Source organism: Acetobacter sp., from assembly GCF_047721705.1.
Classification (GTDB): domain Bacteria; phylum Pseudomonadota; class Alphaproteobacteria; order Acetobacterales; family Acetobacteraceae; genus Acetobacter.
On sequence record NZ_JBDNXK010000085.1, the window covers coordinates 1 to 12,425 of the forward strand.

At 54.4% G+C, this 12,425-nt stretch carries 9 protein-coding genes and 1 tRNA gene; 2 read left to right on the forward strand and 8 right to left on the reverse strand.

Annotation, left to right across the window (positions count from 1 at the left end; translation table 11 throughout):
* The first annotated feature begins 194 nt into the window (after positions 1-194).
* Positions 195-1,280 (forward strand): site-specific integrase, encoded by a 1,086-nt coding sequence (locus ABF824_RS12930; protein ID WP_415489422.1) that lies wholly within the window; start codon positions 195-197, stop codon positions 1,278-1,280.
* A gap of 32 nt (positions 1,281-1,312) precedes the next feature.
* On the opposite strand, the gene ABF824_RS12935 is transcribed toward ABF824_RS12930, so the two are convergent.
* The 6 genes from ABF824_RS12935 to ABF824_RS12960 form a co-directional block, all read right to left on the reverse strand.
* Positions 1,313-3,034, reverse strand: coding sequence for a relaxase/mobilization nuclease domain-containing protein (locus ABF824_RS12935; RefSeq protein WP_415489423.1), 1,722 nt, complete (start codon positions 3,032-3,034; stop codon positions 1,313-1,315).
* 1 nt (position 3,035) lies between these two features.
* Positions 3,036-3,353: a plasmid mobilization protein gene (locus tag ABF824_RS12940; protein ID WP_415489424.1), complete on the reverse strand. Its 318-nt coding sequence runs from the start codon at positions 3,351-3,353 to the stop codon at positions 3,036-3,038.
* 324 nt (positions 3,354-3,677) lie between these two features.
* A complete protein-coding gene (locus ABF824_RS12945; protein WP_415489425.1) occupies positions 3,678-5,075 on the reverse strand; it encodes a hypothetical protein in 1,398 nt (465 codons plus the stop codon).
* A gap of 5 nt (positions 5,076-5,080) precedes the next feature.
* The gene (locus ABF824_RS12950; protein WP_415489426.1) at positions 5,081-6,418 is read right to left on the reverse strand and encodes a KGGVGR-motif variant AAA ATPase; all 1,338 of its coding nucleotides are present in this window, start codon (positions 6,416-6,418) and stop codon (positions 5,081-5,083) included.
* A complete protein-coding gene (locus tag ABF824_RS12955) occupies positions 6,415-6,939 on the reverse strand; it encodes a hypothetical protein (protein ID WP_415489427.1) in 525 nt (174 codons plus the stop codon). Before ABF824_RS12955 ends, ABF824_RS12950 begins: the two co-directional genes overlap by 4 nt.
* Positions 6,940-7,115: 176 nt before the next feature.
* A complete protein-coding gene (locus ABF824_RS12960) occupies positions 7,116-7,448 on the reverse strand; it encodes a helix-turn-helix transcriptional regulator (protein ID WP_415489428.1) in 333 nt (110 codons plus the stop codon).
* A gap of 125 nt (positions 7,449-7,573) precedes the next feature.
* On the opposite strand from ABF824_RS12960, the gene ABF824_RS12965 reads away from it, so the two are divergent.
* Positions 7,574-7,693, forward strand: a tRNA-Ser gene (locus ABF824_RS12965).
* 279 nt (positions 7,694-7,972) lie between these two features.
* Here ABF824_RS12965 and ABF824_RS12970 read toward each other — a convergent pair.
* Positions 7,973-11,155 carry a type I restriction endonuclease subunit R gene (locus ABF824_RS12970; protein ID WP_415489429.1) on the reverse strand — a complete coding sequence of 1,061 codons (3,183 nt, stop codon included), beginning with the start codon at positions 11,153-11,155 and terminating at the stop codon, positions 7,973-7,975.
* Positions 11,152-12,425 (reverse strand): restriction endonuclease subunit S (locus tag ABF824_RS12975; RefSeq protein ID WP_415489430.1); only part of this gene is annotated, 1,274 nt, incomplete at its 5' end. The genes ABF824_RS12970 and ABF824_RS12975, both read right to left, overlap by 4 nt.

Genomic DNA, 12,425 nt, shown 5'->3' on the forward strand with positions numbered 1-12,425 from the left:
AGGACACCGCCCTTTCACGGCGGCAACACGGGTTCGAATCCCGTACGGGACGCCAGCTACTTTACCGCAGTTTACTGCGGGTCTTGGCTGATTACAGGCACTTTCCTGATTTCCAATTAGTTGGACTTTGAGCCAATCCTGAGCCAAACGGGTTTCCGTCACTCAGGGATGGCTCAGTGATATCAGGGATTCTCATGAGCGAATCACAAAAGACGAATATCGACCCCACTACGGGCAAAGCGCTGCCAAAAGGCGTCTGGTATCGTGGCCCCAGCCAGTACCAAGCCCGGAAGATGGTGGACGGCAAACGTATCCGCAAAACATTTGCCTCAGCCGCTTTGGCTCGACGTTGGCTCAATGAAAAACGGGCCGAGATCGATCTGGGCCAGTTTCGTGATACCTCCGCCATCGACCGCATCCCGATCCGTCAGTTGATCGAACGCTATCGGGATGAGTGCATGGCCCACAGGGAGAATGACCGCATCGGTCATATCCCTGCCCTCCTTGACGATCCTGTGGCATCCTGCATGGCAGGCAAATGGAAACCTGCTGACGTACGTGGATTTCGTGACCGGATGATTGAGACGGGCTTTGCGAAAGGCACGGTCGTCAAGCGCCTCAACCTGCTCGCGAGCATCATTCGCCACGCAGTGTCCGAGTGGGATATCCACATGGACAACAATGCCTCTGCCAAGATCGTCAAACGTCCGGAAGGCGCGGATAAAAAACGCAATCGCCGCCTGGTCGGGAAAGAATACGACCTGATCCTGGAAGCCATGTCCAAGACGGAATATCCCGATGATGTCCTGATTGTGCGCTTTGCAATCGAACAGGGCACACGTCGGGGAGAAGCCATGGCTCTGCGCTGGCGTGATGTTGACATGAAGCGCAACCTGCTCAGCCTGCTGCAAACGAAGAACATGCGAACCGCCAGGGTACAGGGGCCGGAAATCCGTCCCCTCATGCCCGGTGCAAAATCGATCCTGCTGGAAAAGCTGGCGATGCGGTCATCCGTTCCTGATCCAGGGGCGCATGTATTTGATGTGGGATCAGAAGACTCATTTTCCGTTCGGTTCGGACGACAGATAAAAAAATTCGGAGTTCATGACCTGACGTTCCATGACCTCCGCCATGAAGCGACATCCCGCCTCGCAAAACTGTTTCCCAACCCGCTGGACCTCAAGCGGATCACGGGCCACCGCGACTTGGAATCATTGGATCGGTATTACCAACCTGACCTTTCCGATCTGGCGGATCGAGCCGCAAAACAGACCCGCTGAAAACGGATATGAAAGCTGTGCCTGCATGGCTTTCATATTTCGATGTCCGAAATCCCGTTCTTTGGTTTCCTTGACCGTTTAGGCGACGGTTGCGGGGCTGGACTGGTAGATATTCGTTCTCCGTAATCCGATTTTTGTGCCCCAGTGACGCCTTGCGGCTTCATTTCCCGTATAGCGGCGGATGGGTCTTTCAGCGCCATCTCCATAAGACGGCTGTCGGGAAAGTCATGAAGCCTATTTTGAAGCTGGCGAAGATCAGTCCTGAAAGCCTCATACGCCTGGACGTCGGGATGCCGTTCCCATTCCCGATGCTTCTTGCGTTCCTGCCTCTGTATGGCTTGCGCCACTTGCGTCATCGCCGCTGGCAGGCCTTCACGGATGACGGTAGCGGCATTCATATCATGAGCGTCAAAGCCCGACGCCTTCAGCGCTGCATCCAACTGCCGCCGGCGTAGAATCCGCCATGGGTTCAGGAAGCCCCACTCATCAGCCTTCCGGTATGCCGTGTATGCGCTGGTGATTTGAGACGCGCATTCCGCTGCAATCTCGTCGATGGCCCTGATCTGTGGCGCTGGTGACAGGACCGCCTGCCTCGATGCCAACAGTTCATCAATCATACGGCAGAAATCCCTGTAAAATTTCTTCTGGTCTGTCAGTTGCTGTGTGATCGCCTCCGCTTGGGCCTTTGCGCGTTTCGCCGTCGCAATTTCCGCACGCCGGAATTCCTCTGACTTGCCTTGCAGGTTCAGAGTCATGGTGGAGATGATCTGCTCACGGACCGGGTCAAGCCAATGCCCTTTTGATGGTGGGGTAACCGGGGTGGTTTTTCCCTGCCTGCCGGGCGTTTCAGCCTGATTGCGTCCCGATGATGATCGCGTCACCTTCTCGGGCAGTTGTTTCCCGGAAGATGGGCCGGACGCTTCGGGAGTGATGCCATCGGGCAACATACGCCATGCCAGTTCCGCCTTTTTCATTCCCAGTAGCCTGCCCAGGGAACCCAGCATCCGGCCTTCACCGTCCGTCAGGATGATGACGTCTGGTTTTCGTGTCCCTGGCCCAATCCGCCATCCCCGCTCCTCGATGGCGGTGCGAAAGGCTTTCCAACCATCTGACTGGGACCAGAGTGTCTGGACTTCCTGCCGGATCGCAGCCCTGTCCACACCGAGTCGTTTGCCGGTTTCCTTGGCCGTTTCGGTATAGGCATGTCCATCCAGACCGCCTTTGGCCAGACCAGCCAGACGGTCCCGGATAGTCGGGTCGGTAATGGCTTGCAGAACGGCCCGGTTGTGTCGTCCTTTCAGCAGGCGCAGGCCATTCTTCACCTCGAAAATGCGTTCGATCTTTTCCTGTCGCGCGTAACTGTGCGACATGTCCATGACGCGGCCATTCTCCGGATTCACCATCTGCACCAGAAGATGAAAATGCTGGTTCCAGCTGTCCCCATCATGGCGGCTTTTCTGATGGCGGACACACAGCTTCACATCGTCACGTGAAAAGCCAAATTCCTCGCCAATCATCGCAATGGCATCCCGAACCTGCCGTGGGTCCAGTTTTTCCTGACTGGCAAGGATGAAGTGGGCCGCCGCGTTCTTCCGGCCAAAATCACGGGCGTCATCGAACGCCATTCTTACATCCGCCCGTGATCCCCGGATCAGGTGGATGACCTCATTTTCATCGGGCTTGTCCAGAAGGTGGCGGACAATTTGGGTCATGCTGCGTGCGGTCGCCCGGATGCGCGTTGACTTGATGATCATGTCAACGGACCTTCCGGAGCACCTTTGTCACCTGGAGCGCCGTGGCCCTGACTTCATCCGTGACCTCCTGAAGCCCTGTTACCGCCTCCCCTGCGTTCACCCGTCGGGCTAACTGGTTCAGATTGTTGCCAAGCGCTGCCAACTGGTTGCGGATATCCAGCATGTCGGCATGAAGATGGGGGCCACCATTCGCCATGGCGTTAAGGGCGACAGCACGGAACCAGCGGGACATGTTCCCACCGCTGGCGGCAGCAATCCGCTCATGCTCCTGTCGCGTCAGGCGGATATGGGCGTTATATGTTTTTCGGGTGTCGGTCACTGTCATCACTCCCCATGATGACAGCCCATCATACCACCTTTCGGTGCATGATTCCGAAAACGGGAAACAGGCTGGGATTGGGATAGAGCCAGGCATCGGGAATGGAGCACATTTCGCTGCGCTCCCTGTCCTCATTCCCTGCCTGACAAGGGGGAGTGACCTCCCCCGTTGACCCCCGGATTTAATAATCAACAGAAACGCAGTTAGAAGTAATTCTATGATAGAATTTAGGAGTAACTTATTAAACCAACAAAAATTTCCAAACAGACAATGTACGTCTTCCTATCTATACATTCACAGGAAGAATCCAGAAATACAATTTCCTCATTTTCTCGGTTTCACGCCACCCTTGCGGCCCAAGCCAAAACCAACACGATAGAGATCCGGCATATCAAGACGCCCATCCTTTTTCATTTCAATCAGACCTAAGCGCTGCAAATCATCACGCAATCCATCCCAACCACGATCAATATGTTGGGCTGGCAGATTATTAACAGACATCACCGCACTTGGACCAACCGGGAACCTCTGCTCCCAAAGTATTCTAACTGCCTGATATTCTGCTGGGACATTCGTCCCTTTCAATGCAGAGAGAATATTTGGAACCCAAGGATAATCCTCAGCTATTTCCTGCACACGTATTTCAGATGCCTTTTGAATACCACGCTTGATACTCTCAAAATGCAAAGCATACTCAAACGTAGGATAACGCTCGTTAGAATCTTCCGCAGCCTGTCGGATCGCGGCGAGAAAAGAGCGAGGAGACGTTTGCCCTCGTCCGTCAGCCAAATGACCAACAGACCACGTGTAGGGTACCCCCCTCCGCTTGTCGCGCCCCATCCATGGACCGGCAAGAGCCTCGAAAGCGCGACGCTGCACCTCAGACTCAGATTTCATTTCCGAAGCAACGCCCCACACGCTATTTTGCTTTACATTCGGACAAATACCTCTAAGGCATTTTCCATACGCACCAGGGGCATTGACTAGTCTTTGCCATAATAAACCATGCAAATCATGCCGCGCCCAAGTCAACTCAGCTTTATTGGCCATAAGCTTTGACGCATCTGGAAAATTAAAAACAGTACGTTCAGCTTGGTCCTCGCGCAAAAATACTTTAGCATAAAGGTTAGGAAAAGATTTTAACCAAAGAACCGCTCGTAATAGTCCCCTTACAATTTCATCCATGCGTCGCCAATCGCTACTTGTGCGATCTAAAGCGTCAAAAAGGATAAGACCTTTTCCGTTGCGAGGTCTCTGCATCAATTTTGCAGCAGCCTCAGGATCGTCCTTCAACCAATGGACTGTGCTTGGCCAATCCTTATCGGGAATTTTTTCACCTTGTTGTTGCGCAATACAGCGAAGTATTACCGCTCGCCATAAGTCATAAGGATCGCCTTTTTTGTCTAAAAATGACGAAAATACGTCTGCATTTGGATAACGATTTATATCTTCCAAATTAGTAAAACCGGGATAAACATTTATTCCGTTCAATTCAGAAGCTGCGGAACCCAACAACGTACGCAGCGGTGGCGATTGCAACGCCGCAGTCCAGAACGATTTACCGACACCCCGACCACCTACAATAACCTGCGCATCCAACCTTAAGGCTTTTAAATGCGAACGAGGCAAATACAATATACCCGGCGCTGGTGTTTCGCCAAAATTACTTGTTTCAAGTAGCGCCGAGAGTATCGCATCACGTCTATATTGTGCATCCGTCATGGCTATCACTCCGACCCCACAACGTTACTCACACCATTAACTAATGGACCAAAAATAAAATCAATTTCTTGATATTCAATGGTAGAAAGCCGCTTGTGAAGTGAACGACGTCCAGTCCAATTACGGTGCCACTTTACCTCCCATGGATAATGAGGAGCATCTTCGTCTGCCTCATCAAAACTCCATCCCTCGACTAAATCTCCGACACGCCATTTTCCTTCACCATCGGTTTCTATACCAATTGTGTCAGATTCTGGCGGCGCAATCTCATCGTAGAGAGTGTTAACGAATAATTCATAAGCATGATCGCATAAGTCGTGGAAATAGTCAGCACCATCCCACTCAGGCACTAGTGCACCAACAACCTGTAAACGCCCGCGAATTGCTTCTGCCACCTCAGCACGTTGCCATTGCTCAAACAACATCCGATAACCATTCCAAGTTTGCTCGCCTTCCAGAGCGAACAGCAATACTAAGGTAGCACCAATATCTGTAATGCATGCAGAGGCAATATCATCAATACCGGAACGTGAATCAATCATGATCACATCAGGACAAATACTTTCTTCCAAATTTTGCAATAAACGCCCCAACCGCGTCGACCATGCCTCACGCGTCCCATCTGCCATTAACTTCGGCATCCAGACCCGGCCTAATTTAGCGACATATTCGCCAGGATTAGCACCATGGGCAGGCACAACATAGATTTCCCCATCATGAGATAGTGCACTAGTGGCAACCATGTTGTTAAAAATCTCTGTAGTATTCTCCACCAGATCTTCGACTAACCAATCAGTAATACCAAATGTCGGTTGTCGGTCGGCAGGCAACAAAGCTGTAGAAAGGCCGGGGGACTCTAGATCCAAGTCAAGAACTAAGACCCGTTTACCTTCTTCCGCTAGTTTCCATGCGGTGGCTGCCAACGCCGCCGATCGACCTACACCCCCTTTAATGGAAAAGAAAACAATGCGTGGTACACCTTGAGTTTCCGGTTCAATACGTGCCCAATTGGCTTCAGTCGCCAATCGATCAACCACCCATACATCCTTGAACTCACTTAATATATAAGCGGCACCTCCGCGGCACGCAAAATCACGACGCGCCTCATAGAGAATGGCAACCTCAGGAGGATAAGCATGCGGCCCAAGTCGAGACGATAAATCGCGCGCCACTGTCATAATGCCTGCCCGTAGCGTTTCGTCGCATTCTACAGCTTCAGGCACAATCAATCTTACTCTACTATTGAGATCACGATTTATCACGAGCCATTCAAGTTGCTCGATTAGATTGCGATGTAGACCAAGGATAGTGATTGTCTCGGGCAAGATTTGATCGAAGATCATCCTAGAATACCCTCGCGTCGCGCTTCTTTAAGCAAATCACAAACAGCTTGTGCCCCTCGTTGGTGCGGCAGCACATATGATCGATTGAAATTGCGCTGAGCGGCATAGCGGTCCGAGACATCCCAGTCTGCAAAAGGATTCTGCGCCGACAATGCTAAACCTATTGCCGAAACATTCCCTGAGCGGTAACTTTCATAACGCAACCATACCTTATTCGCATGCACACGATCCTCGTGTTTCGTTGGGCGGTTGTGCATCTCATCGTAAGCCATGCCCAAAGCTATCATAAGTAGTTTCAACCCACATTCTGCAGCCATTCCGTACAGATGATCTGCATTAGCCCACCGTTGTGCTTGAAAGAGATGTTCAGCGTCAGACCAATGTCGCTCATGTGCATCCAAAAAGTCCGCTTGCATACACACCATCTCCTCACGCACTAAAATACTAGCCATCTTCGTAGCCGAGTTGCCATCTTTAGGCATAGCATAACTTTTACCATGCCCAACGTCCACGCTCGGCATGAAGAAGCAAGCCAATGACACGTAGCCCATTCGTTATCGATCAGATCGCCACATACCGTATCTACTCCACCGCTTTACCTATTCAAGACACCAGTGAAACAAGCCATAGGCTAGCTCGACAGCCTTGTGGTCAACGCGACCTACCCCTAGAACTAAGTCACGAATGCGTTGACGTCCTATTCAAAAATGACCTTAATCAAGATTGCCAATATCGCCATTCCGCCAAGCAGCACCAATGTAGCCAACATACCGACGCCGCGACGTCTGGGCCGTGGTGCACGCTTCCGTGCAGGTTGCAGGGCAGACTGAATACCAGCTTTCTGATCCAGCCAGGCATCAAGATCAGCGATTCGGAACCTTACGTCGCGAGTCCCGTATGTGACAGAACGGGGCCCTCGGCCCATCCATTTCAAGTTACGCAACCGACCCGGACTGATGCCCAGATATTCTGCCGCCTGCACGTATGTCAGGACAGCGGGCCTCATACCTTCAGGAAGTTCGGATGCCATCACTCTGCTACAAAATTATCAACGAAATTTTTGGGCGAGGCAGCCGGAAATGTCAATGTTTCGGCCTGAGCCATTGAGCCAATTTTGAGCCAAATGGGGGGAGATACCCCGTGACAAGCGGTGACGTCCGGTTATATAAAAGTGGCGGAAGTCAGGGATTTTCTGCAAAATTTCAAGATAAGTCATAGCATTCCTTCCGCCCTTTCACGGCGGCAACACGGGTTCGAATCCCGTACGGGACGCCAGCTACTTTACCGCAGTTCCCTGCGGATCTTGGCTGATTACAGGCACTTTCCTGATTTCCAGTATGCCCGGCCTTGCGCCAGACGGGTTTCCGTCGCTCACGGATGGCCCAGTGATATCAGGGCTTCCCATGAATGAATCACGCGGAAGACACGGTCCATCCCACCATGGGCAGACCGCCGCAAGGCATCTGACGGTCTGGTTGAAAGAACGGCTGCGCGGGAAACCCTGACCCGGAAGGCGCAGGGAGGCATGTCGCCACGTCCGCGTGGCGATGTCGCCTACCCCGCACTGTCCGCCCATACCGGTGCAAACTCTTCGGCCTGACGCAGGATATTTTGCACGGCCTCACCCTGCATGTCGGGCGGATAGCCATATTTCCGCAGCAGGCGTCTGACCGCCGTGCGCATCCGTGCGCGTGCCGACGCCATGACGGTCCAGTCCACCGTGGCATTCGCCCGAATGGTCCTGACCAGAGCCGTGGCAATCGCGCGCAGGCCAGGGTCTCCCATCGCCATCCGTGCGCTTTCATTGCGCGCAAGGGCATCATAGAAAGCCATTTCTTCCGGCGTCAGGCCGAGTTCCTCGCCACGCGCCCGCGCGGCCGCCATTTCATGGGCCAGACGGATCAGTTCGTCCAGTATCTGGGCTGAGGTCAGGGCATTGGCATGATAACGGCTGACCGCCTGCTCAAGGCGGATCGAAAACGTTTCCGCTTCCGTCAGGTTTGAACGGCGGCGGCTGCGAATCTGATCTTCCAGCAGCTTGCGCAGGGCCTCGATCGCCAGGTTACGGTGCGGCATCTCCCGCACTTCCTGCAGGAAGGCATCCGAAAGGATGGAAATATCCGGACGCCCGATGCCGGCGGCTTCCATGATATCGATAATGTCCGTGGACACTACAGCCCGACTGACCAGTTGCCTGATCGCCAGTTCGCGCTCCTGCGGGCTTCTGCCGTCCGCGTCATCACCGCTCCTCTTTACCAGGACCGCACGGACCGCCTCGAAAAAACCGACTTCATCACGCAGCACGGCAGCCTGATCACTGGCGGATGCAAGTGCAAAGGCGACCGAAAGCGCCCTGACCGCATCGGGAAAGCGCCTCTGCGCGGCCTTGCGCCCTTCGTCAGTCGTCGCCTGCGCGGTCTCGTGCTGCTGCTGGCCCAGGATACGGTCCAGTGCTCCGGCCATGATCGCCAGTTTAACCCCGGGTGCGGTACCCGGGACAAGGGCGGGACGGTAATCGAAACCACCGGCCTGTTCCGGACTGAACATGGCCCGGACAATCTCGTAGCGTTCCTGCAGGGCACGAACGGCCTCGGCTTCATCAATCCCGACCTGTTGCCGGTCCCCGGCAGAGTATTCACCCAAAGCCGCTTTCAGGTTCCGGGCCAGGCCAATGTAATCCACGACCAGACCACCGGGTTTGCCCCTGAACACACGGTTCACGCGGGCAATGGCCTGCATCAGCCCATGCCCGCGCATGGGTTTGTCCACATACATCGTGTGCAGGGCAGGCGCATCAAAGCCCGTCAGCCACATGTCGCGCACGATCACCAGTTTCAGCGGGTCGGCATTGTCCTTCATGCGCCTGGCCAGCAAGTCGCGGCGGGCCCTGGCGCGCCTGCCGATATGCGGCTGGAACCCCGCGGGATCGGCGGCACAGCCGGTCATCACAACCTTTATGGCGCCGGCGTTGTCATCATCGCTGTGCCAGTCCGGACGGATACGGATGATCTCGTCATAAAGTGCCACGCAGATGGCGCGGCTCATGCCGACGATCATGCCCTTGCCATCAAGGGCCTCAAGCCGGTTTTCGAAATGCCGGACCAGATCACCGGCAACCCGCCGCAGGCGTTGTTCCGCACCGACCAGCGCTTCGAGACGCGAATATTTCCGGCTGAGCTTTTGCTCTTCACTCTCCGGCAGCCCCTCGACAATCTCCGCCAGTTCGTCGTCAAGCCCCTCCCTGACATCATCATCCAGTTCGACGCGTACCAGACGGCTTTCGTAATAGATGGGCACCGTCGCGCCATCTTCCACTGCCTGCGCGATGTCGTAAATGTCGATGTAATCACCAAAGATCGCACGGGTATTCACGTCCGCCGTCTCGATCGGCGTGCCGGTAAAGCCGATGAAGGACGCATTGGGCAGGGCATCGCGCAGGTATTTTGCAAAGCCGTAGGAGATCCTGCCCGTCTGGCTATTGAACTTCGCCTCCAGCCCGTACTGGCTGCGATGCGCCTCATCGGCCATGACCACGACGTTGCGGCGGTCCGTCAGCAGCGGCACGCCTGTCCCCTCGCCTTCGGGCTGGAACTTCTGAAGCGTGGTGAAGATCACACCGCCGGAGGCCCGCCGGAGCAGCGTTCGCAGTTCATCCCGGCTGCCCGCCTGTTCCGGTGTCTGGCGCAGGAGCGCCTGCGCCCCTGAAAAGGTTGCAAACAATTGGTCATCCAGGTCATTGCGGTCAGTCAGCACAACGATCGTCGGGTTTTCCATTGCCGGGTGGCGGGCAATGACCCCGGCATAGAACGTCATCAGCAGGCTTTTGCCCGATCCCTGCGTATGCCAGATGACACCCGCTTTCCGGTTGCCGCCCCGAGCCGTCGCCCGGACTGTCTGTGCCACGGCCTTACGGCAGGCATGGAACTGATGATAGGCGGCCAGAATCTTGATGGGGCTGCCGTCTTTTTCCGTAAACAGCACGAAATCCCGTATCAGTGCCAGCAGCCAGCGCGGGGTGAACACGCCGCGTAGCACTGTTTCCATTTCCTGATGGTTCTTGGCCACCAGTTCCTCGCCATCCACCGTGCGCCAGGGCATGAAACGCTCGCGGTCTGCCGTAAGCGAGCCGACCCGTGCCTCGGTGCCGTCGGAGATCACCAGCACTTCGTTAAAGCGGAACAGGGAGGGCATGAACGAACGGTAGGTCTGGAACTGGTTCCAGGCAGCGTCCAGCGTGGCCTGTTCGGAACTCGGGCTTTTCAGTTCGATCATGCCCACAGGCAATCCGTTGACGAACAGCACGATATCGGGCCGTCGGCTGGCCTCGTCCTTTTCCACCACGAACTGGCGCACGGCGAGGAAGTCATTGCGTTCTGGATGATCAAAATCGATCAACCGCGCCCGGTCCCCGGACTGCGTGCCGTCCTCACGCACCACGTCCACCGGCACGCCATCGACCAGATAACCATGCAGGCGGCGGTTTTCATCCACGACATCAGGCATGCCGTCGCGCTTCAGCGCCCGCAGCGCTTCATCCCGTGCGACCTGTGACAGATGCGGATTCAGGCGATCAATGGCGGCCTGAAGTCTTTTATTCAGAATGACATCCGATAACGAGTCACGCTCGGCATGGGCGCCACCGGGGGAGATATCGGACCCGGTTGTGATTGCGTATCCGCATTCGCGCAGGATGTCGCACGCCCAGTCCTCGATCTCGTTTTCGGACAGGAAACTCATAGCGCGTCTTCAACCATCTTCCCGGCGTCACGGATACGGATTTCACCCGACATCAGTCTGGGAAGAAGGAGATCGCGAAGTTCAGAAAGGTTACGGGACTCCTTATGATTTTCTTTTATTTTTCTTATATGACTGCCAATGATCAAATCAGCCTGCTTCATTACACAGGATGAGGGTATGGTAACCAGGCTTTCCGTCAGATGGTGCCGCTGGATATGGCCCATTGTTGTTGCCTTGCTTTCGGCAATGGCCTGGAAATCCGGCATGTAGTGCTGGATCCATTCAAAAACAAACCAGTCTGGAAAACGCCCTGATGTGACCTTGAACAGATGTTGATTCAAGGCGCCCCTTTCGCCATTCCAAAATTTACAGAGCAGGCTGCCTGACCAGGAAAACAGGATGTCTCCTTCCTCTACAACATATTCACAAGGAATCCCGACGGAAACCCGATCCGCCGAATGGGTACTTTCAGAGCGCAGTTGCGCGATTTTGATGGCGGGAAGGAACGCGCCTTCCCCGGCCGGGTATTTCTGGAGAGCGAGGCCATTCAGGAACGAGGCCACATTATCCACTGGTTCGACCGTCCACCCCTCCGGCTTTTCCTCATCATCCAGCCGGTCAGGAAAAAGCTTCCAGATTTCGGGAGCGAGATAGGCGGCCTGCCCGGCCATCTTCGCCCGTGTCGGACCAAACCCGACAAACCAGTCTTGAAATAATGCCCGTGCCATGGCTTCAAGGGTTTCGTTTGTCCGACAGTTGAGATCGATTTTATTGTCCAGAATATCGAGTATCGAGGCAATACGCCCCTGATCTTCGAGGGATGGGCAGTCAAACTGAAAAGAAAGAATGCGGGAAGGTGACGTATGCTTTACTGTCGATCCTGTATAACTTGCCAGAATTTCATCTCTGTAGGCAGGTGTCCGCATCAACCAGTAAATAAATCTAAGGTTGATGTTCCCCTTCGGAACAATTTTCCCAATGCGCTGGTTATGAAGGAACGTATTGGCGGACGCCGGCACCGAGGCTGAATAGCCGAGGGTATCCGCGTCTTTACTCAGATCTGTCATTGTAACAATAATATCGCCTTCTGACAGACAATATTCATCCGGCACGGGACCGTTATAATATTTGGCCTTGCCTGATCTAAACCCTCCGCCAATGGCGAAATTTCCCGGTGTTGCAAGTATGAACCCGGTAGGCGAATCAGAAAAAAATTCACCCCTGAACGCAAATCCGTGCCTGATGTCAATAACGTCAGCAAGCTTCATAT